Source organism: Acinetobacter sp. 778_lipA, assembly GCF_058242985.1.
In genome coordinates, this window is record NZ_JBZAYT010000001.1 from 1,571,971 (window position 1) to 1,598,531 (window position 26,561).

Sequence of the window (26,561 nt, forward strand, 5' to 3'; positions counted from 1 at the left end):
GCGTTAAGCTTGTAGTTTTGTGTTTTGTAGAGGATGAAGTATTTGTCCTCTACAATATTTCTAAGCCATCCATTGCATTTATGATATGCATTTATTTAGATGACCTAATTTTTCTTCCTATTATTTTTATCTCTTATAGTTTTTTTTAGATATACGGGTCAGTTGTTTTAACTGCATTATTTATATAAGTTTATTTTTTTCATTTAAATAAATACGTTCAGTGGCCCACTGTTTTATCGTCAAATTGCCTCTTCTAAACCATTCTTATTTACATTTAATTACATTTCTCATTAGGCATTTTTGCCTTCTCATTCGTCTATATAGATAAAGGCAGTGTTTTTTAATTCACAGCAATTGATCTGATAGACGAAGCAGGAAGGACTCATGAACAGTACAACGCAATACAATAGATTGAGCAGACAAGAAAAGCATAGGGTCTTATTCAGCACTCAGCAAATGCGCTACATTTATTTGCGCTGTATCTAAGCCTATGTCTGCTGTAATTCTCGCTTCAAATGATAAGCAAAAATACTCTACGCTTTGTGGGGTAGTGATCAGTCATATATTGTTGTTATGGTCTTTGTCTTATTTAAAAACAGATGTTCGTATTGAATCACATTCAGTTGAAAATGCGATTCAAATTCGTTTTATCAGCTTGAACAAAACCGATGTTGTACAACAGAGCAGTACCAAGCTGCAGAAGGCATCAGAGCAAGCTGCAACGCAATCAAAAGCACAGCCTCAATCTACAGTAGCAACAGCGGTACAACATCAACAACAGGTAAAAGTGATACACAGTACTGAGTCAAAAAAGTTGAAGATGGATCAAACAACACAACAGACAACAAAAGCACAAGAAAAAAAACCAACCGATCAACAGACGGAAAGTAAATCTGAATCAAATCGTCAGTCAACACAAACATTTACGGAAACGAAATCATCTACGAATAGTGAACAGACTGTTACAGGTCAGTCAAATGAGATAGCCAAACGTGCAGGCGGTGAAGCAGGCAAAGACAATAAAAAAGAACAAAACGCTGCCTCTACTTCTCAACCACAGCAACCGCTTCCCGTGAGTCGGGTCGATGTACTCAGCTTTGGCAAGCTTAATTACGATGATCGCGAATTGCAAAACCAGCAGCGCTTGTTGGTTCTCACCATCAAAATCAATCCACAAGGGCAGCCGATAGATGTCAGAGTAAAGCAAAGCTCAGGCATGAGTAGTTTGGACGAAAGAGCTATACAAGCTGCACAAAAAGCAAAATTTAAACCACATATTGTCAATGGTGAAGCATTGGCAATCGTGGTGGATTTTCCCATTCAGCTTAAGCTTGGTCGTAATCGCTGATTGGATCATTAAACAATGAAAAGGTTTATTTAGGAGTTTTTATGAACGCATCAACAGAAAAAGTGATCAGCAGTAGTTTAATGCAACGCTTGAAACAAGAAACACTGGCAGAGCATGAACGTATGGAAATCTTGATGCAGCAATCAGGCGCGTTTGAGAGTAAAGAAAATTATGCGCAATTCACCCTGTCGCAATATTATTTTCAGAAAGATGTTGAACATCTTTATCAAGATTCACAGGTTGAACAATTGATTCCCGATTTAGATGTGCGTGGGCGTTCCGATGCAGCTTTACAAGACTTGGCTGATTTAGGTTTAACGCCTCAGCAGCAGGGTATTGCAACCGATGAAATTAGTTTTCCACAATCTTTGGGCTGGATTTATGTTTCAGAAGGTTCAACCTTAGGCGCAGCATTTTTACTCAAAGAGGCTCAGGCTAGATTTGGCTTTAATGCTGATTTTGCTGCACGTAACTTAGCAGCATATCCAGAGGGGCGTGGTTTAGTGTGGAAGCGTTTCAAGCAAACCCTAGATGATGCAAATTTTAGTTTAGAGGAACAGCAATTGATTATTGAGGGGGCTATGCAAGGCTTTCATCGTTTTGGTGAACTTTTAGCACAATTAAAAACACTGAAATAAATAATTGATGATGGATAAAGGAAATCAAGCAATGAAGCAAACGGGGTCAGAGACCAATCTAAATACCAGTATTTCTATGTCGGAGCCGAGACTTGCGAAGTCATGGTTGGTTCGCTGGATCTGTATTGCACTGGCGGGGTTATGTCTGGTCTTAGGGACGATCGGTTTGGTGGTTCCTGGTTTGCCTACGTTTGATTTTTATTTTTTGGCAACGTTGTTTGCTGCAAAGGGTTCGCAACGAATGCATCAGTGGATTGTTAATAATAAAGTCATTGCTCCGATTTTACAGCAATGGCAACTCAAACGAACTTTGCCCGTAAAAGTAAAACTATTTTCTTTGGCCAGTATGAGTGTGGCTGCTGGCATTTTAATTTGGACTGTGCCTCATCCATGGGCAGTAGGGACCATTGTTTTGATGATGGTTTGTGTGCAATTGTGGATGTGGTTAAAAGCATAAATGAGGATAATCTCAGGATGGAAATCTTTGAATATTATAAAAATACTGAAGAACTTAAACGCTTGCTGTTGCAAGCAAATTTAAAAGTAACCACAACACGATTAACTGTACTGAATATTTTAAGAAATGCACAACGAGAGCTGACAGCAGCCGAAATTTTGTATAGTCCAGATTTAAAAGTGAAAAAATTATCTTTTGCTGGTGTCTATCAAACCCTGAAACAGCTTGTTAAAGCAGGATTGTTGGTTAAATTTAAGCTGGGCAGTGAACAAGCATTATATTCATTCAAGGGAAGTCAAACCAATATGAGAATATATTGTAAAAAGTGTAGTCAGTTGCAACAAATTAATGATGAGGCTTTAGAGCAGCAAATTCGAGGACTTATTTTAGAACATGGTGCAAGTTCATATCATCTGGTTATAGAAAAACCCTCTTGTCCTTATTGTAGTCATTAAAACAACATGTCAAAGGGGAAGATTATTTTATGATAAAAATATCCATAAAATTAAATAATAAATCGGAATTTACACTGAATGATAACCAAGATATTGAGGTTCAATGTGTATTAACGATTGATAATTTAGCTTTATTTTTAAGTACATTAAATGATCAAATAGAAAATAAGGATGTACATAAACTAAAAAATAATCATATATACGGGGATTTTCTCTCAGGGTGTCTTGACATTTAAATGATAATTATTATCATTTAAAAGACCATCAAAGAGTTGATCCTATTGTGAACAAAAATCCTGCATTTGTAGATCAATTGTACCGTAATCACCAATCTTGGTTGCATCAATGGCTTAGAAAAAAAGTAGGCAATAGTGAGCAAGCCGCAGATTTGGTACAAGATACGTTTATTAAAATTCTGCAAACGCGTGATGAACTTTTTGGAGTAAAAGAACCTCGTGCATATCTGGTGACTATTGCCAGAAATTTAATGATTGATCAGGTACGCCGTAAGCGCATAGAGCAAGCCTATCTGAATGAATTAAGCCAGATGGAATATATGCTGGATACAATTCCTTCACCAGAAGATCAGCTTCAAGTTGTTCAAGCGATTGACCAGATTTGTCAGGCTTTGATACGCGTCTCTGAAAAAGCACAACAAGCTTTTGTGCTCCATTATTTTGAAGGTTTAACCCATAAAGAAATTGCAGAAATCATTGGTGTTTCAACCAAGATGATTCAAAAATATCTAGCAACTTGCCTTGTGCAATGCTACGCACTGAAACAAGAGAAGGATTTGTTTGAGTAAATGATTGAAGAAGAGAAGAGTAAGCAAAAATTAATCGAAGAAGCAGCGGAATGGATTGTGCTGCTGAGTAGCGATGATGATTTACTCAAAAGAACAGCGCAATCAGATTTTGATGCTTGGAAAAGCAAGAGTCCACAACGCCAAAAAATTGCTCAAGATATCGAGCAATATATTACTTCGATTCAAAAATTGGTACAGAATCCACAACAACAGAAAATGACCCAATCTGTCTTAAAAACAGGTTTACATAGTGCCCGTAAGCAAAAAAATATGCGCTATGGTGGAATTTTAACGGTGATATTGTGTTGTGTAGGGGGTATTTATAGTTATTTTATTTATCATCCAGTGTCATATCTAACCGCTAATATTAAAAATCATGCGGGAGAATGGGCAACCCAAACTTTAGCAGATGGTTCACAACTTAAACTCAGTGGTCAGAGTGCGGTTAATCTAGACTTCTCAGCAAATCAGCGTGTTGTGGAGTTGGTTCAAGGGGAAATATTTGTAGATGTGGCCAAAGACAAAACCCGTCCTTTTATTGTCAAAACCCAACATGGTCAAATTGAAGCATTGGGAACTGCATTTAGTGTTCAATATCAGCCAGACGCGACTGGGCTTAAAATGCTACATTCCAAAGTGAAAGTGCAGTCCTCGAAACAAGACGAAGATCAAACCAAAGCATCTTCTGTGATTGTGACAGCAGGGCAAGAAGTCATACTTGATCGAAATGGTATACAACCTATACATACTTTTAATTTATACAATGAACAGCAGAAATGGAATCAACGGCATTTGATTGTTGAAAATATGTCTTTGTCAAAAGTGCTAAATGAGTTGAATCGAAATAGTAAAGAAAAAATTATATTTAACGCTACCAAGTTAGAGCAAATTAAGGTCAATGCTGTATTGCCTTTAGATCATACCGAAAGCGCCTTGCAACTATTAAGCAGTGTGTTCCCTCAGTTAAATGTCTATCAAATCACCCCATATTTCACAGTTGTGACTTTGCAATAAACAGCATGATTTAAGCACTTGGTTTGAATCATGCTGTTTAGCTTTAAATTAGACCTAAAATTTTAGGATAAAATTCATATCGTTTTTAAAAATGATTGATAAATATGACAAATAATAATTTTGTGAAAATAAAAGATAGATAATTTAAATTTATTTTGAATAAACGGTTCCACTTTTTCAATTCTTGTACGTCATAGTAAGTAGAAGCAAATATTAGGAATACATTTAATTTAATATATTGAATGATTCTTATTTACATTTACTGAGGCGTAAAATGAGTGAAGCTGTTTGCGGTCAAAAGCATCCAAAATATTCTTTCAAAGTGACATCATTGGCATTGGCGATTCATGTCGTTTGTGTTGGTGTGGCAACAACATTCGCGACACAAAGCACTTATGCGCTCAGTACAGAAACGCAGTCATATCATATTCCAGCGGGTTCACTTGCCAGTGTTTTAAATACCTTTGCTGAGCAAGCGGGTACCTCGATTGCAATTGATGCAAATCAGCTCAAAGGTAAAAGTAGTTTAGGTTTAAGCGGACAATTTAATCTAGAAAACGGCTTTCAACATATTTTAGCAGCAACCGAGTTTACTGTGGTGAAAGTTGGAAATGGCTATATATTGAAGCATGTGGATAAAGCTGAAATTAGCCCCATACCAGTACAATCTCAGCCTATGATATCAGATCAAGAAAATGTCGTACAACTTAGCCCAATGACTGTTTTTGGCACCGTCAGTCGCGATACAAAAGGGCAGAATGATGTTTATGATCAAGATATTTCTAGCGTCTATGCCAGCAAAGAGCAAATAGAACGATATAAAGGTGCTCAGCCAGCAGACTTATTCAAGGGAATGGTCGGAGTATACAGTGGTGATGCCCGAAACAGTGGTGCTTTAGATCCAAGTATCCGTGGTGTTCAAGGACCAGGACGAGTTCCAGTGCTTATTGATGGGACAGAGCAGGCACTGACAGTATGGCGTGGTTATAACGGTGCAAATAACCGTAGTTATATTGACCCTAATTTAATCGGTGGGCTACAAGTCATCAAAGGACCTTCCATCACCCGTAATGTAAATACAGGTGTGGGTGGTGCAGTGGTTATTCATACTTTGGCTGTAGATGATGTTTTAAAAGAGGACAAAAATTTTGGTGGAGAAATAAAAGTAGAAACCAGTAGTAATGCGGTGAAACCTCGAGAACCTCAATTACTCACAGGTCAAAGCATTTATGATAATCCAAATTATCCAGCGATAGGAAAGGATTGGCAAGGCAATCCAATGTTCGAACCTTATTATGATCCATCCTTATTTAAAGTAGCACGGCAAAATAAAGAGAACAATATTTATTCAGGCGATGATGTCGCTACACGTATCGCTTTGGCGGGACGTAGTGATAATTTTGAAGTTTTGGCTGCGTATGCTTACCGTAATAAGGGCAATCATTTTGCTGGAAAAAATGGCAGTGATTTTTATGATAAACCTGCTACGGGACGATTTAATTACGTTCCATATCTTGCCAAAGTTTATCCAGGAGGCACAGAAGTTCCCAATACATCCCTGGAAACTGAATCTTATTTGTTGAAAGCGACATGGAAACCAACAGATGAACAGCGTTTAGAGTTTGGTTATCGAGATAGTTCAATTACCAATGGAGAAATTCTGCCTTCGCGAATTGCTTGGGGTGAGCTGGTAAAAAATAAAGCAGGGGTACCGCAATGGCCTTTAAGTCATATCGACTCTAAAGCCTATAATATGGAATACAAATATCAACCTAAAAACAACAATTTAGTCGATTTTTACGGCAATATTTGGCGAACAGATACCAAGAGTCATACCTATAGTTCAGGTGGATTTCCCAATGATACCAATACAAACTTAGGTGTTTTTGTGAACAGTGCTACTGCAAACTCAGACAACACCCGCCAAGGAATGACCTTGAGTAATAAGTTTAAATTGCTGTCTAATCTGGGCTTAACAGTAGGGGGAAGTTTTCAAAAAGAAAAACTCAGTTCAGATGATATTTATAAAGATCCGAATATTAACGGAACAAATTTGGGCTATAGGATGCTACCGCGAGCAGGCGAACGAGAAGAGAAAGAGTTTAATTTTAACGTTGACTACCAACCTATCTCATGGCTGAATTTAAGTGCAGGTGCAAGATATCAAAATTATTGGGCATTTGATGATTTTCTCAATGAACGAGTCAATGCGGGTGATCCTCAATTCAGCCTGATTAAAAAAGCCACAGCATTAAACATGACTTATTATACAAAAAGAGCAAATATGACCCCTGCACGAGAACAACAATTAAGAGAAATGTTTGATGCAGAAGCTTTGGCTCAGGGGTGGACGGAAGAATATAAGCAACAGGAATTAAAAAGAAGTCTATACGCTAAACAGAATACGATCGAATATAAAAAGGATAGTCGTGGAAAATTAACCATTGCCAATAATCCATTTTTAAATGGTACTTTGGTGGAGGGTAGGGATTATGGATATTATACGGATGGCACTCCAAGCGGTTATGAAGATATTGATTTAACCAAAACAGGTGTGCAAAAAAGCAAAGATCATGGTTGGACACCGACAGCTTCAGCAACGGTAAACTTTAGCCCAAATAGTCGAATGTATTTGCGCTATAGCGAAGCGTATAGAATGCCAAGTATGTTTGAAAGTACGCTCGGGTTTTCTGGAACCTTAAGTGGTTATAAGTTAGAACCAGAGCATGCATCGAATTATGAACTTGCCTACGTTCATAATTTATCAGAGTTATTTAAAAACAGCAGCTATGCAGATATTAAATTGGCTTATTACTATAACAAAACTAAGAATGCGATTGAGCGTAGTCCAACTTTAGCATTTAGTAATATCGATAGTCTTACTACAGAAGGCTTGGAACTGCAAAGTCGTTTTGACAATGGGCGTTTCTTTACTGACTTAAGTGCCAATTATCGTTTTAAGAATAAAGTGTGTGATGAAAATTCAGCAATGCTTTTAGGAGCGAATCACCAGTTTTCATTAAATCGTTGTGTAGATGATGGATTTGTAGGGGGATATTTGGTCAGTATGGCAACCCCAAAATATTCAGTAAATTTGACACTCGGTGGGCGATTCTTTGATCAAAAACTCGAAGTCGGAACGCGTGCAAGTTATCACCATAAGTATGAAAATCCTGAAACGAAAAACTATAACGATTTAGAGATGAGTTATTACGCGAATACGCCTTTGGCATGGAATTCAATGACCATTTTAGATGCTTATATTAATTATCGGTTGAAACAAGACACCTTATTTGAATTGGTGGGGACTAATCTCACTAATGAATTCTATATTGATCCATTAACTCGTTCGGCAATTGCAGCACCAGGTCGAACATTTAAGCTAAGCATTAGCCATAAGTTTTAAAGGAATTTATAGGTAATGAACTGAATTTATTGTCACTTAGTGGGCAATAAATGTGTGGTAAGAATAAGACTTGTACTCCTTGATTTTACACTTGAATTGAAAAATTAAAATCAGTGCAGCACATGTTTTATTTTAAATGATAATCATTAAGTTTTTTATTTTTATTCTTAATGATAAACCTTAAACTCATATCGAGGAACTTAAAATGAAACTTCAATCTATCTCATTGGCTGTTTTACTATCTGTTGGTTTAGTCGGTGTTGCACAAGCGGCCGTAGTCGGTGAGACGAGTGATGGCACTAAAGTTTTGGTTGGTTCGACTGGTTCACTTGGGCCAAATCATCCAAACTCAGGTGTTGGTTTTGGTGTTAAAACCCTTTATAACGGTGCAATAGTTGCATTTTCAGGGTTTAACGGCTATGCAGATGGCAATGGTGTGGTACGTCTAAGTCCGTACTTACCAGGGCTTCCAGCGTCTCATGCTGGAATTGGTTATGCCAACTATAAACAAGTGCCTACACAAGACGTTTGGTTTGGTGAGTGGAATGCAGAAGCCAAAGATGCCAGCGGTAAGCGTCTAGGTACAGCTGATCCAGCGACACATACTGTTTATTACAACGGTAAAGATGCGGATACCAGCGTACCATCTACAGGTACTGCAAATTATAGCGTTCAAGGTGTCAATAATTATAATGGCTCTAATTTATTGTCAGGTACGTTTACTGCTAACTTTGCAACTAAACAGTTAACGGGTTCATTGAGCGATAGTTCACGTACCTTTAATTTAGGTACTGCAACCATTAATAATGATGCAACGATTAGTGGTTCAAATGCATCTTGGACAGGTGGTCCTTCTGGTGGTGATGTTTCAGGTCAGTTCTATAATAGTCAAACCAGCTTAGCAGGTATTGCAACATTTGCTGGTAATAGAACATATGATGTAGCTTTTGGTGGTAAGAAATAATGATTTGAATGAGAAAGGCTTACTTCGGTAAGTCTTTCTTTTTTATTCTATTTGGTGAGTTTATAGATGAAAAAAATAGTATTGCTTGGTGCCGTATTGCAGTGTGGACAATGCGTTTATGCAGCGGATGATACCAGTATCAGGTTAAATCAGGAAATTAGCCAACAGCAATATCAAAATGATAAGAAACTACTCAAATCAGAAGACCCTAAAAACACACAAGCATTGCCGAATCTAATCATACAAGGTCAGGAATATATGGTGAAGGATGAACCCGCAGAAGTTGCTTATGCGCTTTACTTGGCAGTGATGCAAAAACAATGGCAAGTCGCTTTACGTTATCTTGAAAAATATAAAAATTTTCCAAATTATGATCAGGCATTGACGGAATTTGCTGAGGGTGTCATGGCACGCACGCAGGGAAATTTAAGTTTAGCTGAAAGTAAACTAAAACACAGTTTAGAGATTCAATCTAATAATTTAATGACTCAACTTGAACTGGCTCGTGTTTACACGGAACAACAAAAAAATCAGCAAGGTCAACAGTTATTTCAGCAGATTCAATCTCAATTGGATCTGTCTACAGATCCCGCTGCCCAAGGTGTTCGTCAAACCGTAGAGATGTATATCAAAGGGCTTAAACAACGAGATGAATGGCATGGTTCATTGGCTTTTGGTTCACGTTATGCCAGTAATGTTAATAATGCTTCCGATAAATACGACATCATTACATATTATGGCATTGACCCTGAGACTAAGAAGGTCGTTCCTATTGAACAAGTAAAGCGTGGCACACCTGACGCGATCAGTGCGCAAGGTTTGGATTATGAAGCCACCTTAACTAAACGATGGTCGCTTTCTGGACAACATGGCATTGCATTGCGTGGATTATTCTATGGTCAAGTTTATCCAGAGCAGACTGATTATAATGAATTAACTTTTAACTTAAATGCGGGTTATAGTTATTACAATGAACGTAATCAAGTCTTGATTGCCCCCGTATTTGAACATAAATACTATGCCCACGACTCGCTGTATAGTGCCTATGGGCTAAGGGGTGAGTGGATGCGTTTTATCTCTAACGACAAAGCTGTCAAGTTAGAAGCCGAAATGAAAGATATAAATTATTCCCAGTATAAAGGCCAAGATGGCATGGAATATTCAGTCTATTCAACCTTTTGGAAAATTTTACCAAAAAACTGGACGCTATTTGGCGGACTGGATTTTGTTGACCATAATACCCAAGAACAATATTTTACGGCTTATCAACAACAAGGTGTACGTTTAGGGCTTTCCAAGAACTTTGAGTCAGGTTTTAACGCAAATTTATTTAGTTCTTTTCGTTGGCGTCAATTTGATAAATTTACTCCAGTGTTGGAGGCTAGACGACATGATTTTGAACAAAATTATACTTTAATTCTAAGTGCACCACGCTGGGTTTTTTATGGTTTAACACCTAATCTCACTTATCAATATAATCAAAATAACAGCAATGTAGAGTGGCTATATTCTTATGATAAACATAATGTTAGTTTAAAGCTGGAGCATCGGTTTTAAAATATTGTAGAGGTTTTATTTCTATTTGAGGAATTGAAAGCATATCAAAGAGGTCTTCTTACTGAATTCTAATTTAGACATTTATATAGTTAACTTGTCAAAAAATTCATACACAAGAAATTAATATTTATAATTAAATCAATTTCATGGAAAAATAAATTGTTTGATTATAAAAAAGCTTGCAATGCCACACTTTATGTTCAAAGTTTAAATAGCTTTGCCTAGGTGATGCCTCACTTTTCAGAGATGAAAAGATACCGTCTTAACTGTCAAGCAAATTATTTAAGGATTCATGCCTGATAAGGTTGTTGGTTTTTAAGAACACCATAGCAAAGATGAATTAACTTTCGCATAGCAGCAGCAATCGCTACCATTTTAGTTTTCCCTTTCGCTAAGAGCCGTTCGCTCAACTCTTTAATGTGAGGATTGTACCGAGTTGCAACAATGGCAGCCATATATAAACCCGATCGAATTTTAGGTGAACCGGCTTTAGATAAGCGACTTTTTCCAAGCACAGAACTACCAGATTGTCTATGAATGGGAACTAAACCCACAAATGCAGCAGCTTGGCTAGCTTTTTCAAAAGAATGAGCACGTAAAAAAACAAGCATTAATAAACTGGTACGCTCAGCAATTGCTGGAATGCTTTCAAGAAGCTTTTGATCACGTTTAAGCTCATGGTCTTGATCTTGATCAATATGGTTTTGAATTTGTGTATCTAGATTCTGAATTTGCCGAGTTAATGATTTAATATTAGTCTTAATAGACTTTAAAATTGGTACAACTATTAGAGTGGAGTTTGCTTTTTCCAAACGATTTTGTTCACGTTTTAAGTCGTTCGCAAGACTTGACCTTCTATCTAATAAAGCATTGAGCAATCGGATATTATCAGGAGTGGGTTGCCATAAATGTAAATCTACAGTCATTGCAAATCGCGCCAATACTTCACTATCGATTTTGTCAGTTTTATTAAGCTTAGAGATACTTTGAGCAAAATATCGAGTACGGGCTGGGTTAGCCACACAAACTTGAAATTTTAAATCAAATAAAAATTGAGCTAACATTTCATGATAGACGGATGTTGCTTCCATTAAGGCTCTAGTTTCTTCAGCAACAAGACCAAAACGATTTAACCATGATAACAATTGATGAAATCCTTTATTGCTATTGGAAAAGCATTTAGTTTTTATTTTTCCACTAGAGTCATCAAGAAATAAACAACAATCGAATTTAGCTTTAGAAACATCAATGCCAAGATAAAACATAGCTTCACCTAATTATTGATTGAATTAATATTAAAAAACCACAGTCTTTTCTTGTGAATGCAGCATCAAAGTGCTTAGTTACCGTCCAGATTTATGTCAGTGGTTAGGTGTAAATTGTAGGTTTAATCTTTTCAGGAAACTCGAAGTTTTGATGACAAACCAAACTCTACAATTTACGTGTAGTGATAGCTAATCACTACAAAGAACAAGATACAAGATGACAAAAATCTTTCGTTTAACAGGGCTCTTGCGCTGCAAACAAAGCAGTACTTTATTTTTGCTCATATACCCCCGCCCAACGGCGACATTCATGTCGCCCCACGGTAGGACAACCATCTATTATTCAAAAATACGAAAAACGAATTGATAATCAATAGTTTCTAAAAGTTCATACAAAAACATAAGCTTCATTTATGATCAATGACTTGATGCAAATCACTTGTATGTATGATTAGGTGGTTTGACTATAGCCAAATTGAATTTCAATAAATCTAAGTTTTAAATGGGTCTAAGATATAGAGGAAATCACTTGATTCCCTCTGTTCATTCATCATTTATTGAGCAAGAAAGCTGAGAGCTTCTTCAATCAAGTCTGAAATTTCTTTTGGATGTGATGCCAAAGAAGCATGGCTTGCATCTAACGAAATCACTTTTTTTGCATTTAGGCGTGCAGACATGACTTTTTGATTTTCAGGGTGGATCATTCGGTCTTGAGTCGAGATTTGATACCAAGATGGTTTCGTTTTCCAGGCTGGCGTGGAAATCGTATCGCCAAAAGTGCTTGCTACTGGCGCTTTTTGGGTGACACCCATTGCAAACCCTTCATCTTTACTTAAATCCTGACAGAAACTTTCATGGAATTTATCTGCTTTAAGCCAGAGATAACCATCACTGTCTGGTTCTAAGTTTGGTGCAGCCTCAGGTAAATGTTGTTGAGTAATGCCACCTGGGCTTTCGTTTGAGTCAGGTGCAAAAGCAGCAATATAAACCAGGCCTACGACATTCGCTTGATTGCCAACTTCAGTAATTACAGCGCCACCATATGAGTGACCAACCAGAAGGACATCTCCTTTAACTTGCGCAATCATTTTTCTTGTTCGTTCAACATCTTCAGCCAGTGAGCTAAGCGGGAGTTCTACTGCACGTAATGATCCATAACCTCGGTGAGACAGCTCAGTTACGACTTTACTCCAATGAGCAGCGCCTCCCCAAAATCCGTGTACGAATATAATTGTCGGTTTATTACTCATGTATCTCTCCTAGCTAAATGCTATTGTATTTGTTGAGCTAAATGGTTGAAGAATTTTTGTATAAAGATTGGATATATACAGAATGTAATTTTTATACTCAAAAAAGCTTCTATAAACGATTATTCATGTTTAAATTCAATTTAACAATAACAGAAACACCAATGTTTTTGCAGAAACACTTTTTAGGAATTGTGACAAAAAATGAGAGATGAATATGCAGAAAAAAGTGCTTTAACGGATATATTCTTTGATATTTATCAATTTGCAAAAATATCAGGTGAGATCTATGACTTCGCGCGATTTACAGATCAACAACAGTTAAGCTTTAAACAGGATTATGCATATATCCATATCGTTCAGCAGGCGACATGCAGACTTAAAGTTGCATGCACTAACCTAGATCTCGTTTTAAAAGCAGGGGATATTATTGTTCTACCTTCAGTAGGAGAACACACGATTGAATTGTTGGATGCCGAAAACCAAGCAGCCGCTGTGATTAGCTGTATTTTTAAACTTAGTGGGATTTATGGCGAAGCCATAATCGAAGGGTTGCCTCGCTATATCCATGTCCCATCGCACAATGATACGGATAAAATTGCAGAATGGGTGCCAATGACTGTTGCTGCGATAAAGCTTGAACTTGAACATCCTAGCCTTGGTAGTCAAGTGATGCTTTCAAGGATTATCGATCTTTTATTGGTGTGGTCAATACGGTTTTGGTTGGCAAAGGCAACCATTGAACATAAAAGCTGGATTGTTGCTTTACGTGACCCCACGATTAGTAAAGCATTATTTTTGCTGCATGATCGTCCTGCTTATCCATGGGATGTAGAAAATTTGGCTCAATCCACCCATCAATCACGTTCAAGTTTTGCTAAAAAATTTGTTGAACAGGTCGGTGTTTCTCCAATTCAATATTTAAAAAATTGGCGGATGAGACTGGCAAGTCAGTTTTTAAAAGAGACAGACAAAAATATTTTTCAAATTGCTGAATTAGTAGGATATAGCTCACAAGCAGCATTCACTCGTGCCTTTACACAAACATATGGGTGCGCACCGAAAGTATTTAGAGCGTCAATGATGCAGAGTCATCAATAAATACAGATAATCAACTGTAGCTTTTTATGCTTTAAATGCTTTTTAACACTGAATCGTACTTAGCCAAACTGATCCAGAACAGCAATAAAACTTAAAGATTTAGGTTAGATTTCAGATTTTATTGAAGATGAACAAAGATTGGTTAATGTCATAAATGTAATTCCCATGACCGTGAATTGTATAGTTTCGACCTCTAGAATGAAATGATATCTCAATGGGAAGAATGACATGAAAACTTTAATCAGATTAACTGTTATTGGTCTTTGTAGTGTTTCAAGTTTAAGTTTTGCATCACATCAAAATACGCAAGAAATACGCATTGATCACTTTGGTACAGGTAGCGATGGAGATAATACGTCAGGTCTTTTATTGAAAGAGCCAATAAAACTTGTGCCTTATTTAAAGCTTGATCAAAATAAGGAGCCGAGAATTGAACATTATGGCACAGGCAATGATGGAGACAATACCGCAGGGTTATTATTAGTCGATCATGAAAAGTACTATGCGGCAAACACATCTACTGTGCAAGTTGATACTGGACGTATAGATCATTACGGTACTGGAAATGATGGAGACAATACCACGGGCTTGCTCCTCAAAGATTAATTTACAAAAAATATAGAAGCTTGTTGATAAAAATAGTGACATGTTGATAAGTAATATAAATAAAGATAAAAAAATGGGTGTAATCAATACACCCATTTTTCATTTAAACCAATCTCGTGTTATTGCGCTGCTTTTTCAGCTGCGATTGAAGCAATTGCTGCATCAACACCGTCAATAGAATCTGCAGCTTTTTTAATACGAGCAAGTGCATCAACTAGTACTTCATCAGCAGTCGCATAAGAAATACGCATATAGCCGCCTAAACCAAAAGCATCACCAGGAACTACAGCAACACCAGTTTCTTCCAACAACCATTCTGAGAATTCTGTGCAAGATTTTAAACCTTTTGCACGAATTAAAGGACGAATATTGGCATAAGCATAGAATGCGCCATCAGCAGGTAAGCAGCTAATCCCTTGAATTTCATTCAAACCATTCACAACTAAATCATGACGGCGTTTGAATGCTTCAATCATCGGTTGAAGTACATCTTGAGGACCATTTAACGCAGCTTCAGCAGCAACTTGTGAAATCGAAGTTGGGTTTGAAGTTGATTGTGATTGGATTTTTTTCATTGCACCAATCAATTTTGCAGGTCCTGCTGCATAACCGATACGCCATCCAGTCATTGCATATGCTTTAGATACACCGTTAAGTACGATAACGCGCTCATAAAGGTCAGGAGCTACAGTCGCAATGTTGTAGAACTCATCATCCCAACGGATCGGCTCATACATATCATCAGAAGCAACATAAACTTGAGGATATTTACGGAGCACTTCTGCTAAAGCTTCAAGTTCAGCTTTGCTGTAGATCATGCCTGTTGGGTTAGAAGGACTATTTAAAACCACCAAACGTGTTTTGTCTGTAATCGCAGCTTCTAGTTGAGCAGGTGTAATCTTGAAACGTTGTTCTTCACCACATTTCACGATGACAGGAACACCTTCAGCAATGATCACCATATCTGGATAGCTTACCCAATATGGCGCTGGAATAATGACTTCATCACCTTTGTTTAACAAAGCAAGTGCTAAGTTAAAGAAAGACTGTTTACCACCGCAAGAGACTAAAATCTGATTTGCAGCATAGTCAAGATTGTTATCACGTTTTAGCTTCGCAATAATTGCTTTTTTAAGGCCTGGTGTACCATCAACAGCGGTATATTTGGTAAAACCGTTGTTAATCGCTGTAATCGCAGCATCTTTGATGTGTTGTGGGGTGTCAAAATCTGGTTCGCCAGCGCCCAATCCGATTACATTTTTACCCGCAGCTTTTAATTCAGCAGCTTTGTTGGTAACAGCAAGCGTTGGAGACGGTTTGATGGCATTTACACGATCAGAGAGACGTACGTCCACGGCATTATTCCTTCTTATAGGGATTAAAAAAATAAAAAGCACATTATCATAGCCTAATTTTTCATGTTTGGTCGTCTAATATCTATTCAAATTCAATAAATATTCACGAAAAGCAAAAATTAATGTATCAAGAGAATACAAATAAAAGTGAAAGTTTAAGAGCACTCGCATCAAAGCCGAAATTTACGTACAATATAGTCAGTTAAAATTGAGTGAATCACATGAGCACCCAAAATACTCCCAAAAAGAAGCCATTGGTGAATTTACCATTTCCAATGCCATCATCTTTAGAAAATGATGATGATGTTGCCCATAACAACGTTCGCCCTAAACCTGAGCAATACGCAGACCGTACTTGGATGCCACCTCGTGGTACACGTCGTTCGATGGGAAAACGTTAAGTGTGTAAAATATAAAAATAGGTGCTTGATGCACCTATTTTTATATTAAGTGTTCAAAAGAATATTTTTTCAAGCTTATTGTTTATCTTTGTTGATGGTTAAGCACCGTCATTTAGCATTTCCGTGACATATTCATAATATTTTTTTTTCTTTTGATACATCAGTAAATCTGCTCGTTTTAGCATATTATCTATACTTTCATTTGCACCTGTTGTTGCGTAACCAATTGCAACGCTGATAGGTTGTGACGAGTAGTACTGGTTATCTATATTGAGTAATTCTTCAATAGTCATGATCATTGATTCGACGGTTTGCTCATTTGCCGCAGGCATGAGAATTACAAACTCATCTCCACCAATACGAGAAGCAGTATAACTTGTATTGGTAATGGTACGAGTCAGAATATTGCCCATACGTCGAAGTAATTCATCCCCAACATCATGACCTAACTGATCGTTGATGGCTTTTAAACCATTCATATCAATAAAAATGGCTGAAGTCGGGCGTAGTACGCCACGCTCTAAACGATTGATTTCTTCTGTATAAAATGAACGATTAAATAATTTTGTGAGAACATCATGTTTTCCTAGATATTCCAAATACGTTTCTGCTTTTTTTCGTGCAGTAATATCAGTCAATGCGACTTGAACAAGACTCCAATCATGTTCATAACCTGGGAAAACAGTGAATTGGAGTAATACATTTCGTACTGAACCATCTAATGCATAATTTACAGCTTCACGTTGATGATGAATTTTACCATTCCATAGCTCAATCAGTTGCTCACGGAAAGTCTGGTACATCTCTTTTGCAAATACTTTATTTAAGTTTTTAAATAAGGTCTCTTTATCTTTGGCTTTAAATAAATCCAGTGTTGCTTGGTTGACGTCTAATAAGATGATGTCTTCTATACACTGGTTTACAAAGTCAGTATGAACATCTAAGAAGGTACGAAAATCTTCGATACCAATTTCACGGAGTTGATCTATACGTAGTCTTACACGACTAAAATCTTCCACCCACAATGAAGTTGGCGAATAAATAAAGCGAGATTCTGCCAGTTGGCGATTTTTTTCTTCTAAACGGCGCGCATTTTGATAGTCAGTAATATCTTCAGTGGTGACTAAAACTCGGTCTAAACTGACTTCTGAACCCGGCAAAATGATACCGCGTAATTTGATATCTAACTTTTTACCTGAAATCGTGTAATTGACAGTAGTATTTGAAAATTCAGCTTCTCCATTCCAAAGTGCAACCAATTCTTTAATATGTGAATGCAGCATTTCTTTCTGAAAAATAATATCTAAGCTCTGATAGAGGTGTTGTTGAGTTCTTGCTTCAAATAAATTTAAGGTTTTTTTATTGACCTGAAGAATCTTAATTTTATGCGCACAAGCTGTGATCTGGTCTGGATTTTCTTCTAAAAAGCTTTGTAGATCTGTGATTCCTTGACTTTTCCATTGGTTAAATTGTTCTTTTACTTCGCTATAGTCTTCTAACCACATTGGGGTAGGGGATATATCAAAAATAGAAGAATCAGAAAATTCCATTATAAGATTCTCGTTCGATGTGAGGTGCTTTAGAATATTTGAAATATATCCTAAAAAAGGAGGATATAAAATAATAAAATTCATGATATTTATTACTAATCGTATTTTATGATAACTGGTTATCGTTTAATTGGATTTGCACAACTGTTACTTAATTCAAATTATATTTTTAATCCGTCAAACTATTAATCGGTCTTCAATAAATAATATGCTTGCTTATCTTGATACATAATTTTATCTGCTTTTTTTAATAACTCATCGATATTTTTATAATGGTGAGTTGTTGCATAACCAATCGCCACATGAAGTGGATGTTGCGGATTGTTAATTTGATCAAGTTCTATTTCTTGCTTAATTATTTTAAGCAGTAGCTCTATATGCTGATAATTTGATTCAGGCATAAGAATCACAAACTCATCACCACCAATACGGGAAACAGAATATGGGGTGGTTATGGTGGATTTTTTTAAAAGATTTGCAAAACGTTGAATCAGCAAATCACCAATATGATGGCCCTGTAAATCATTAATCCTTTTTAAACCATTGATATCTAAGTATATACATGAAAGTGAACTGAATGGGGTAGTTTGTAAGCGTTGAATTTCACCTACAAAAAAAGTTCGATTATATAATTGAGTTAATTGATCATGCTTGCTTGCATATAGCAGATGATCTTCTAATTTCTTACGCTCTGTTAAATCGGTAAAGGCAATTTGCACGGTATCCCAGTTATGTTTTGAATCTGGAAAAATAACAAACTGTTCGAGGACATGTAGCAAATCTCCGTTGATTGACCGATACTCACATTCTCGCTTAAGCTGATGATGGCCATCCCATAAATGTAATAATTGTTTATAAAAATTTTGTTGATAATTCTCTCTGAAAATATGATTTAAATGCTGATAAAAATGTTGTTCATTGTTGGCATTAAATAAATCCAGTAAAGCTTGATTTACACCAACTGATCGAATATTTTCAAAACAAAGAAATAGAAAATCAGGGTTTTGCTGAATATATTGATCTAAGTCAGTGACATTATTCGCTAGCAATTGATTAAATAATGATTTTATTTGGCTATAGTCTTTGACCCAGAGGGCAGTGGGTGAATGCAAAAATAGGGATTCTGCAATCCGACGTGCATTTTGACACTGAGAGATATCTTCCGTGGTTAATAAAACTCGATCCCAACTTTCTTTCGCATCCGTTAAAATATTGGCTCTAAGTTGGATATCAATTTTTTTACCTTTGCAGCTAAGGTTGACCACTTGAATCGAGCAATCTTTTTCTTTATTCCAAAGTGCTGAAAAAAATTGGATATGTAATAGTTCAGTATTTTCTGTATGCATTTCCGGAAATTTTTCTAAAATCTCCGCTAAATCATCAGCTTCATATAAAATCAGAGTGCTTTGATTGATATGAATGGTACGGATCGCTGCCAAACAGGGTTTTAAACGGCTAGTATCCTCCAATAGATGTTGTTTAATATCGGGAATACCTTGCGCCGTCCACTGATCAAATATTTTTTTTATACCACTAAAATCTTGTAACCACATTGCAATTGGAGACAAATCAAATATTGTTAAATCCATTTGCTCCATACGCTTTCCAATATCACTCTTATTAGTTTAGGGGTGTTGACATTTTATAAATGACTTGCCTTGTATCGTCTAAAAATGACTTATAGGCTCAAACAGAATCGGGCTGTCATCAGACCTTGTTCCGAGCGATATGACTTAAGTAAAAATTAAACATAGATTGGTTCAATCAAAAATAACCACACACTGAAGTATATTACTTTTTAGCCCGATGTTCTGCTTTTGGTGCAGCAATGGTACGCTGGCCAGTCCATACTGAAATAAAGTCTGTTTCATTTAAATTATAGAGTTCTAGAAGCGCTAAAATAGCTCCCCCAAAAATCATTGAACCCTCTGAATCAGACTGAAATTCAAATACTTTTCCATTTAGATTGTGAAGAATATCTTGTATTTCAAAAATACGATCTCGACCATTACTATCATTTGGATACATGGGTGTATTGAGAATAATTGTAGCGAGACTTTTTTCAGCTTCAGTTAAATCTAAGCTTTGAATTTTTTGTTCTATATCTGAACTAAAAATGACCTCATCTGATATAAAGCTATGCAGCAATTTTTGTGTGAGCTTAGGCAAAGTTTTTTCTACAAATGGGCGGAATGAAGCAGGGAAGATCACATTGCGTGAAATACCTTTAAACATGGGGGCAATTTCTTCAACTTTATAGCCAGCAACACCACAACCCACAGAAGTAATAAAATATTTTATCTTCGGGTGATTTTTTGTATAAATTTTAAAATCATCAATATAGTGTTGAATTTGCGAAAGTGGCATTTGCTGTAAATGTTCATTCATGGTGGGTATAGCAAAACTTTGTCCCGCCCAGCCACGTCCAACACCTTTAGTTGCGCCAAAATGTAAATGTGCTGTTTTTGCAGCACCGCCTTGATGAGTACCCGCCATATTACTACCAAAAACAAACACAGTATCTTCTGGCAAAGTTTTGATTATGCTTTCATCATGATAGTGATATGTCATGTTTTTCAATCTTTTAATTGGCTTGTTTCCATGTTGCTATTGAAATAAAAAAGGGTCAAGGTATTTGTTGAATATTGTGTAAAAAGCCCCATCTAGAATAGGTGTCAATGTATGGGTTTAATTGGTTTCTGTTAAACTATTATGGCTTCTTCCCGATTGGTTAAAGAGTGAATTATTGTGAGTGAACATCAACCTTTTGAACTTGTTACAAATTATCAACCTGCTGGAGATCAACCACAGGCAATAGCAAAATTAGTCGAAGGCATAAATAAAGGTTTTCACGATCAACTTCTACTCGGTGTAACGGGTTCAGGGAAAACCTACACCATGGCAAATGTGATTGCGCAAACGCAACGTCCAACTATTGTCATGGCACATAACAAAACTCTTGCTGCACAATTATATGGTGAATTTAAATCCTTTTTCCCAAACAATGCAGTTGAATACTTCGTTAGTTATTATGACTACTATCAACCCGAAGCTTATGTTCCATCTTCGGATACCTTTATTGAAAAAGATTCAGCGATCAATGATCACATTGACCAGATGCGTCTCTCTGCTACGCGTGCTTTATTAGAACGCCGTGATGCTATTATTGTCGCATCAGTATCCGCAATCTATGGTTTGGGTGATCCGAATGCTTATATGAGTATGTTATTGCATATTGTACAAGGGGACAGAATTAGTCGTGATGATATTATTCGCAGACTTGTTGAAATGCAATATACGCGAAATGAGTTGGAATTTTTACGTGGTACTTATCGTATTCGTGGCGAAATTATCGATATTTTCCCTGCTGAATCAGACCAACACGCAGTTCGTGTTGAGTTGTTTGATGATGAAGTCGATTCAATTCGATGGTTTGATCCAATTACAGGGAAAATGGTACGTAAAGCACCACGTGTGACAATCTATCCGAAAAGTCACTATGTCACTCCAAAAGATAATCTACAACGTGCAATTGGAACGATTCGGGATGAACTGGCTGATCGATTAGTTTTTTTTAAAGACCATGAAAAATTACTCGAAGCACAGCGGATCGAACAGCGCACACGTTATGATTTAGAAATGATGCAACAGTTAGGCTATACCAACGGTATTGAAAACTATTCACGTCATTTATCTGGTCGTCCAGCGGGTGAGGCGCCACCTACATTATTTGATTATATCCCAGATGATGCTTTATTAATTATTGATGAGTCGCATGTGACTGTACCCCAAATTGGTGCAATGTATAAAGGCGATCGTTCACGTAAAGAAAACTTGGTCAATTATGGTTTCCGTTTACCAAGTGCATTGGATAATCGTCCAATGAAGTTTGAAGAATGGGAACGTATCGTCCCAACCACCATTTATGTTAGTGCAACACCGGCTAAATATGAACTTGAAAAATCTGAACAAGTTGCCGAACAAGTGGTGCGACCAACAGGATTGGTCGATCCAGAAATCGAAATACGTCCTGTTTTAACGCAAGTGGATGATGTTCTTTCAGAAATTAATATCCGTAAAGAACTTGATGAGCGTGTTTTAGTCACTACTTTAACCAAGCGTATGGCAGAAGACTTAACCTCATATTTAAAAGAATATGGGGTGAAGGTGGCTTATCTGCACTCAGATATTGACACAGTTGAGCGAGTCAAAATTATTCATGATCTTCGTACAGGCGTACATGATGTTCTGGTCGGGATTAACTTATTGCGTGAAGGTTTGGATATGCCGGAAGTTTCTTTGGTTGCCATTCTTGACGCAGATAAAGAAGGTTTTCTTCGTTCTGAACGATCGTTAATCCAAACTATTGGTCGTGCTGCACGACATTTAAAAGGTAAAGCGATTTTATATGCTGACCGTATAACCGATTCGATGCAGAAAGCTATAGATGAAACCGATCGTCGTCGGGCTAAACAAATCCAATTTAATGAAGAGCATGGTATTATTCCACGTAGTGCTGTACGCCAAGCAATTAAAGAAATTGATACGGGTGAGGTTATTAGTGATGATCAAATTGAAGTAAACATAAATGATCAGCATCAAGCTTTAACTGCTGATGAACGTCACATTTTGTCTGATCCAAAACTGTTTACTAAGCATATTACGAGACTCGAAAAAGAAATGCTGAAAGCATCTAAAGAATTACAATTTGAACAAGCTGCGCGTTTACGAGACGAAATTGTGCGTTTAAAAAATAGAATGTTAAAATAATTGCTTTATTGACGTGATTTCACTTTTGCACTTGCTGTAGCTTTAGGCCAAACAAGGATACATAAAGCTACAGTCTAAGTTTAAATTTATGATTATTTTATAATAAATAGTAAAAAGTAATGCTGAGGGTATAAAGTGCAATCATTTAAAATATTACCCAAATTATATGACTTCAAAAAATTAATAATCGTGTTGGGGGTGGTTTTTTCGAGCTTTTTATATCCAAAAGCCTATGCTGAAAATTCGACTTTAGCAGCGATTCCAAAATTGGAATTGGGTCAATATTTAGGATTATGGTATGAAATTGCCCGTAAACCAATGTATTTTCAAAAAGACTGTAAGTCAGATGTCACTGCACGTTATACCGTAAATGAATATGGTAATGTTGCAGTAGATAATCGATGCGTCGATCAAAATGGACAAGAATTGCGTTCACTGGGTGAAGCATTTATCAGTAATGAGCCTTTTAATTCAAAATTTAAAGTGAGTTTTATTCCAGAAGCGGTTCGTTGGATGCCTGTGGGCCGTGGTGATTATTGGATTTTAAAAATTGATTCACACTATCAAATGGCTTTGGTCGGAGAACCTAAACGAAAATATTTGTGGTTACTGTCTAGAGATCCTCATCCAGATGAAGCAAAGGTGATTGAATTTCTCCGCTATGCGCAGACGGTAGGTTTTAACTTAAAAGATCTGATTCGAACCAAACAGAATACGCAAGAATAAGATAGAAAATTTAAGTTGATATATTTTAAAAATTAAAGTAGTTGTAAATCCTTAATTTTGAAAATAATTGAGAATTCAAATTAATTTTGGGTGAAGGTGTTTATAATGCCTAAGAGTTTATTTGAAAATCATGGTGAGGCCACAGATGTTTAAGGGCGTCGTATTGTCTGTATTGGCATCTGTAACGTTTGGGGTCTTATATTTTTATACCAAATTGTTGGGCGATCTAGATAGTCAGCAAACCTTTGGTTGGCGGATTATTGCGACTTTGCCGTTCCTTACTTTATTCATGCTATGGAGTGGTGATTTTGTTCATGTTAAAGCGATTTATTATCGAATCCTCAAACAACCTGCTTTATTACTTTTATTAATCATTACATCTATTTTGACCTGTTTCCAATTATGGCTTTTCTTGTGGGGCCCAATGAATGGGCGGGGATTACAAGTTTCACTTGGGTATTTTTTATTACCCTTGGTCCTTGTACTCGCAGGTAGTTTATTTTATAAAGAGAAATTATCAAAATTCCAAATGGTTGCCGTTGCTTTTGCTGTGCTTGGTGTAGGGCATGAATTATGGCGTTTGGGTAGTATTGCATGGGAAACACTAAGTGTTGCATTAGGTTACTCTCTTTATTTCTTGATTCGAAAAACCATCAAAACCGATAATTTAGGTGGCTTTTGGTGGGATATTTTAATTTGTATTCCTATTGCAATTTATTTCACCCAAACTGGATTAGAAGCATATAGTCAATTTGCTAACTCACCCGTTTTAATTCTTGTGGTTGCAGGGCTTGGAGTTTTGAGTGCAATTGGTCTAGGTAGCTATATTTTAGCCAGTCGTTATTTGCCGATGGTTTTGTTTGGGTTATTAAGTTATTTAGAACCTGTTTTGTTGGCGCTAGCCTCGTTGGCGTTGGGAGAGTCTATTTCTGCAGATGAATGGTTTACCTATATTCCAATTTGGTGTGCTGTGAGTATTTTGGTATTAGAGGGGATTTGGCATATCTATCAACAAAACAATAAACGGAAAAATTTAGTATTGAATATTGAAAAATTGGACAAAAGAATCCGTTAGTTAAAACAAAGATCGATAATAGTTGGATTGTCATTTAGAATCGTGACTTTAACAAGATCTAACTCATTAGATGTGTGAGAGCTTTACTATTAACAGCAGGTTAAGTGTAGCAATTTGGAATTTAAAGATCTAACATGATCTTTATTTTTCTTCTTACTCTAATAAAGTCAATATCACGACTAAAATCCACATAGAACTGAAATATTATTTAAAGATCAAGGCATAATTTAAAATAAAATACCCAGTATGACAAAATTCTATAAAAATGTATCACGATTTGATTTCAACTAAATGAGAATTACATTACAATTGTGGGGTTTAAAAATCCATGTCTAGATATACATAAATAGAGGACGTATCTGTGAGCAAAGACACTATCATCGCCCTACATGCAGAGCACCAAGGTCGCTGGAAAAACCGTGAAGAAATTGCGGAACGTATGATTGCATTAATCGGTCAATTATACCGTGAAAAAAACATTGTGACTTCTGTGTACGGTCGTTCTTTAGTGAACCGTTCAGTAATTCAAATCCTTAAAGCACACCGTCGTACACGTATGATGGATGTTGAGCTTTCTGTTGTACATACTTTCCCTATTTTAGAAGCTTTAGCGAAATTAGATAATATCGGTTCTGCTGAAGTTGATTTAGGTAAACTTGCAGTTGAATATAAAGAAAAGGGCGGCGATATTGATGCATTTGTTGCTCAAGCTGTTCAATCTTTAGAAGGTCGTCCCGCACAAGTTGAGCCTAAAGATGTTGTTCTTTATGGTTTTGGTCGTATTGGTCGTATTTTAGCGCGTCTGATCATTAGCCAATCAGGTCTTGGTCGTGGTTTAAGCCTTAAAGCGATCGTTGTACGTAAATCATCTGATGGTGATTTAGAAAAACGTGCTTCATTGTTACGTCGTGATTCAATTCATGGTCCATTTGCAGGAACGATTTCTGTGGATGAAGAAAATGAAGCAATCATTGCAAATGGTAACTTTATCAAAGTGATCTATGCATCTAGTCCTGCTGAAGTTGATTACACAGCTTATGGTATCGACAATGCATTAGTGATTGATAATACTGGTAAATGGCGTGATATCGATGGTTTATCTCAGCATCTTAAATGCCCTGGCGTAAGTCGTGTTGTACTTACAGCACCTGGTAAAGGTGATATGAAGAATGTGGTGTTTGGTGTTAACCAAGCGGACATCATTGATTCAGACAAAATCATTTCTGCTGCAAGCTGTACTACTAACGCAATCACACCAGTTTTAAAAGTGTTAGAAGACAAATACAAAGTGATCAATGGTCATGTGGAAACTGTTCACTCATTTACTAATGACCAGAACTTGATTGACAACTATCACAAAGCAGATCGCCGTGGCCGTGCTGCAACACTGAATATGGTTATTACAGAAACAGGTGCTGCAAAAGCTGTTGCGAAAGCATTACCTCAGTTACAAGGTAAATTAACAGGTAATTCAGTACGTGTTCCAACACCAAACGTTTCACTTGCTATTCTTAACTTAACACTTGAGAAAGAAGTAGATCGTGAAGAAGTGAACGAATATATTCGTCAAATCTCGATCAACTCTAACCTTCAAGGTCAAATTGGCTATACCAACTCTACAGAAGTTGTATCGTCTGACTTTATTGGTTCGCGTACAGCGGGTGTATTTGATGCACAAGCAACAATTACTTCTGGTAACCGTTTAACAGCTTACGTTTGGTACGATAACGAAGTTGGTTATAGCTGCCAAGTATTGCGTATTGCTGAACAAGTATGTGGCGTAAGCTATCCAAAAGTACCAGCTGAAACAAATGCATAATT

The 26,561-nt window shown here is 36.7% G+C and carries 22 protein-coding genes; 16 read left to right on the forward strand and 6 right to left on the reverse strand.

The window, feature by feature from the left end; genetic code table 11:
• Positions 1 to 490: 490 nt before the first annotated feature.
• The 9 genes from AC4CUY_RS07305 to AC4CUY_RS07345 all read left to right on the forward strand — a co-directional run bounded on the left by AC4CUY_RS07305 (position 491) and on the right by AC4CUY_RS07345 (position 10,644).
• Positions 491 to 1,348 carry an energy transducer TonB gene (locus tag AC4CUY_RS07305; RefSeq protein ID WP_419820556.1) on the forward strand — a complete coding sequence of 286 codons (858 nt, stop codon included), beginning with the start codon at positions 491 to 493 and terminating at the stop codon, positions 1,346 to 1,348.
• Positions 1,349 to 1,389: 41 nt separating this feature from the next.
• On the forward strand, positions 1,390 to 1,986 hold the full coding sequence (locus AC4CUY_RS07310) for a biliverdin-producing heme oxygenase (RefSeq protein WP_004721344.1): 597 nt from the start codon (positions 1,390 to 1,392) through the stop codon (positions 1,984 to 1,986).
• 31 nt (positions 1,987 to 2,017) lie between these two features.
• On the forward strand, positions 2,018 to 2,443 hold the full coding sequence (locus AC4CUY_RS07315; protein WP_004721341.1) for a YbaN family protein: 426 nt from the start codon (positions 2,018 to 2,020) through the stop codon (positions 2,441 to 2,443).
• Positions 2,422 to 2,898, forward strand: a complete 477-nt coding sequence (locus tag AC4CUY_RS07320) for a Fur family transcriptional regulator (protein ID WP_228135129.1) — start codon at positions 2,422 to 2,424, stop codon at positions 2,896 to 2,898. Before AC4CUY_RS07315 ends, AC4CUY_RS07320 begins: the two co-directional genes overlap by 22 nt.
• Before the next feature lie 283 nt (positions 2,899 to 3,181).
• The gene (locus tag AC4CUY_RS07325) at positions 3,182 to 3,703 is read left to right on the forward strand and encodes a sigma-70 family RNA polymerase sigma factor (protein WP_004721334.1); all 522 of its coding nucleotides are present in this window, start codon (positions 3,182 to 3,184) and stop codon (positions 3,701 to 3,703) included.
• Positions 3,704 to 4,717: a FecR family protein gene (locus AC4CUY_RS07330; RefSeq protein ID WP_490773891.1), complete on the forward strand. Its 1,014-nt coding sequence runs from the start codon at positions 3,704 to 3,706 to the stop codon at positions 4,715 to 4,717.
• 274 nt (positions 4,718 to 4,991) lie between these two features.
• A complete protein-coding gene (locus AC4CUY_RS07335) occupies positions 4,992 to 8,123 on the forward strand; it encodes a TonB-dependent receptor domain-containing protein (RefSeq protein ID WP_490773892.1) in 3,132 nt (1,043 codons plus the stop codon).
• Between the two features lie 205 nt (positions 8,124 to 8,328).
• Entirely contained in the window at positions 8,329 to 9,087 is a 759-nt protein-coding gene (locus AC4CUY_RS07340; protein WP_336953251.1) for a Slam-dependent surface lipoprotein, read from the forward strand.
• 66 nt (positions 9,088 to 9,153) lie between these two features.
• Positions 9,154 to 10,644, forward strand: coding sequence for a surface lipoprotein assembly modifier (locus tag AC4CUY_RS07345; RefSeq protein ID WP_490773893.1), 1,491 nt, complete (start codon positions 9,154 to 9,156; stop codon positions 10,642 to 10,644).
• A gap of 290 nt (positions 10,645 to 10,934) precedes the next feature.
• On the opposite strand, the gene AC4CUY_RS07350 is transcribed toward AC4CUY_RS07345, so the two are convergent.
• Together AC4CUY_RS07350 and AC4CUY_RS07355 are read right to left on the reverse strand one after the other, a co-directional pair.
• Positions 10,935 to 11,909 (reverse strand): IS110 family RNA-guided transposase, encoded by a 975-nt coding sequence (locus tag AC4CUY_RS07350; RefSeq protein WP_490773894.1) that lies wholly within the window; start codon positions 11,907 to 11,909, stop codon positions 10,935 to 10,937.
• Positions 11,910 to 12,463: 554 nt separating this feature from the next.
• Positions 12,464 to 13,159, reverse strand: a complete 696-nt coding sequence (locus AC4CUY_RS07355; protein WP_490773895.1) for an alpha/beta hydrolase — start codon at positions 13,157 to 13,159, stop codon at positions 12,464 to 12,466.
• A 201-nt stretch (positions 13,160 to 13,360) separates the two neighbouring features.
• Between AC4CUY_RS07355 and AC4CUY_RS07360 the strand changes: the two genes are divergently transcribed.
• Together AC4CUY_RS07360 and AC4CUY_RS07365 are read left to right on the forward strand one after the other, a co-directional pair.
• Positions 13,361 to 14,257, forward strand: a complete 897-nt coding sequence (locus AC4CUY_RS07360) for an AraC family transcriptional regulator (protein WP_490773896.1) — start codon at positions 13,361 to 13,363, stop codon at positions 14,255 to 14,257.
• A gap of 228 nt (positions 14,258 to 14,485) precedes the next feature.
• Positions 14,486 to 14,863, forward strand: coding sequence for a hypothetical protein (locus tag AC4CUY_RS07365; RefSeq protein WP_490773897.1), 378 nt, complete (start codon positions 14,486 to 14,488; stop codon positions 14,861 to 14,863).
• 119 nt (positions 14,864 to 14,982) lie between these two features.
• On the opposite strand, the gene AC4CUY_RS07370 is transcribed toward AC4CUY_RS07365, so the two are convergent.
• The gene (locus tag AC4CUY_RS07370) at positions 14,983 to 16,218 is read right to left on the reverse strand and encodes a pyridoxal phosphate-dependent aminotransferase (protein WP_004721317.1); all 1,236 of its coding nucleotides are present in this window, start codon (positions 16,216 to 16,218) and stop codon (positions 14,983 to 14,985) included.
• A gap of 221 nt (positions 16,219 to 16,439) precedes the next feature.
• On the opposite strand from AC4CUY_RS07370, the gene AC4CUY_RS07375 reads away from it, so the two are divergent.
• Positions 16,440 to 16,619 (forward strand): hypothetical protein, encoded by a 180-nt coding sequence (locus AC4CUY_RS07375; protein ID WP_004721316.1) that lies wholly within the window; start codon positions 16,440 to 16,442, stop codon positions 16,617 to 16,619.
• 98 nt (positions 16,620 to 16,717) lie between these two features.
• On the opposite strand, the gene AC4CUY_RS07380 is transcribed toward AC4CUY_RS07375, so the two are convergent.
• From AC4CUY_RS07380 to AC4CUY_RS07390, 3 genes are all read right to left on the reverse strand, one after another.
• A complete protein-coding gene (locus tag AC4CUY_RS07380) occupies positions 16,718 to 18,169 on the reverse strand; it encodes a sensor domain-containing diguanylate cyclase (protein WP_336953244.1) in 1,452 nt (483 codons plus the stop codon).
• Between the two features lie 185 nt (positions 18,170 to 18,354).
• Positions 18,355 to 19,758 carry a sensor domain-containing diguanylate cyclase gene (locus AC4CUY_RS07385; protein ID WP_419328277.1) on the reverse strand — a complete coding sequence of 468 codons (1,404 nt, stop codon included), beginning with the start codon at positions 19,756 to 19,758 and terminating at the stop codon, positions 18,355 to 18,357.
• Between the two features lie 202 nt (positions 19,759 to 19,960).
• Positions 19,961 to 20,740 carry an A1S_2505 family phage non-structural protein gene (locus tag AC4CUY_RS07390; protein WP_336953242.1) on the reverse strand — a complete coding sequence of 260 codons (780 nt, stop codon included), beginning with the start codon at positions 20,738 to 20,740 and terminating at the stop codon, positions 19,961 to 19,963.
• A 177-nt stretch (positions 20,741 to 20,917) separates the two neighbouring features.
• Here AC4CUY_RS07390 and uvrB point away from each other — a divergent pair, with 177 nt between their 5' ends.
• The 4 genes from uvrB (at position 20,918) to AC4CUY_RS07410 (ending at position 26,559) form a co-directional block, all read left to right on the forward strand.
• Complete coding sequence (gene uvrB, locus AC4CUY_RS07395) at positions 20,918 to 22,939, forward strand: excinuclease ABC subunit UvrB (protein ID WP_336953241.1); 2,022 nt, start codon at positions 20,918 to 20,920, stop codon at positions 22,937 to 22,939.
• A 135-nt stretch (positions 22,940 to 23,074) separates the two neighbouring features.
• Positions 23,075 to 23,665, forward strand: coding sequence for a lipocalin family protein (locus AC4CUY_RS07400; protein ID WP_336953240.1), 591 nt, complete (start codon positions 23,075 to 23,077; stop codon positions 23,663 to 23,665).
• A gap of 145 nt (positions 23,666 to 23,810) precedes the next feature.
• Positions 23,811 to 24,740, forward strand: a complete 930-nt coding sequence (gene rarD, locus AC4CUY_RS07405) for an EamA family transporter RarD (RefSeq protein WP_490773898.1) — start codon at positions 23,811 to 23,813, stop codon at positions 24,738 to 24,740.
• Between the two features lie 361 nt (positions 24,741 to 25,101).
• Positions 25,102 to 26,559: a glyceraldehyde-3-phosphate dehydrogenase gene (locus tag AC4CUY_RS07410; protein ID WP_336953237.1), complete on the forward strand. Its 1,458-nt coding sequence runs from the start codon at positions 25,102 to 25,104 to the stop codon at positions 26,557 to 26,559.
• Positions 26,560 to 26,561: the final 2 nt, after the last annotated feature.

What these genes read in the sequence shown, in the direction of transcription:
- AC4CUY_RS07350 (WP_490773894.1), bottom strand. Translation starts at nt 11,909, where the DNA reads ATGTTTTATCTTGGCATTGATGTTTCTAAAGCTAAATTCGATTGTTGT.
- AC4CUY_RS07385 (WP_419328277.1), bottom strand. Translation starts at nt 19,758, where the DNA reads ATGGATTTAACAATATTTGATTTGTCTCCAATTGCAATGTGGTTACAA.
- AC4CUY_RS07310 (WP_004721344.1), top strand. Translation starts at nt 1,390, where the DNA reads ATGAACGCATCAACAGAAAAAGTGATCAGCAGTAGTTTAATGCAACGC.
- AC4CUY_RS07375 (WP_004721316.1), top strand. Translation starts at nt 16,440, where the DNA reads ATGAGCACCCAAAATACTCCCAAAAAGAAGCCATTGGTGAATTTACCA.
- AC4CUY_RS07305 (WP_419820556.1), top strand. Translation starts at nt 491, where the DNA reads ATGTCTGCTGTAATTCTCGCTTCAAATGATAAGCAAAAATACTCTACG.
- AC4CUY_RS07315 (WP_004721341.1), top strand. Translation starts at nt 2,018, where the DNA reads ATGAAGCAAACGGGGTCAGAGACCAATCTAAATACCAGTATTTCTATG.
- AC4CUY_RS07340 (WP_336953251.1), top strand. Translation starts at nt 8,329, where the DNA reads ATGAAACTTCAATCTATCTCATTGGCTGTTTTACTATCTGTTGGTTTA.
- AC4CUY_RS07360 (WP_490773896.1), top strand. Translation starts at nt 13,361, where the DNA reads ATGAGAGATGAATATGCAGAAAAAAGTGCTTTAACGGATATATTCTTT.
- AC4CUY_RS07365 (WP_490773897.1), top strand. Translation starts at nt 14,486, where the DNA reads ATGAAAACTTTAATCAGATTAACTGTTATTGGTCTTTGTAGTGTTTCA.
- rarD (WP_490773898.1), top strand. Translation starts at nt 23,811, where the DNA reads ATGTTTAAGGGCGTCGTATTGTCTGTATTGGCATCTGTAACGTTTGGG.
- AC4CUY_RS07345 (WP_490773893.1), top strand. Translation starts at nt 9,154, where the DNA reads ATGAAAAAAATAGTATTGCTTGGTGCCGTATTGCAGTGTGGACAATGC.
- AC4CUY_RS07355 (WP_490773895.1), bottom strand. Translation starts at nt 13,159, where the DNA reads ATGAGTAATAAACCGACAATTATATTCGTACACGGATTTTGGGGAGGC.
- AC4CUY_RS07330 (WP_490773891.1), top strand. Translation starts at nt 3,704, where the DNA reads ATGATTGAAGAAGAGAAGAGTAAGCAAAAATTAATCGAAGAAGCAGCG.
- AC4CUY_RS07390 (WP_336953242.1), bottom strand. Translation starts at nt 20,740, where the DNA reads ATGACATATCACTATCATGATGAAAGCATAATCAAAACTTTGCCAGAA.
- AC4CUY_RS07335 (WP_490773892.1), top strand. Translation starts at nt 4,992, where the DNA reads ATGAGTGAAGCTGTTTGCGGTCAAAAGCATCCAAAATATTCTTTCAAA.
- AC4CUY_RS07380 (WP_336953244.1), bottom strand. Translation starts at nt 18,169, where the DNA reads ATGGAATTTTCTGATTCTTCTATTTTTGATATATCCCCTACCCCAATG.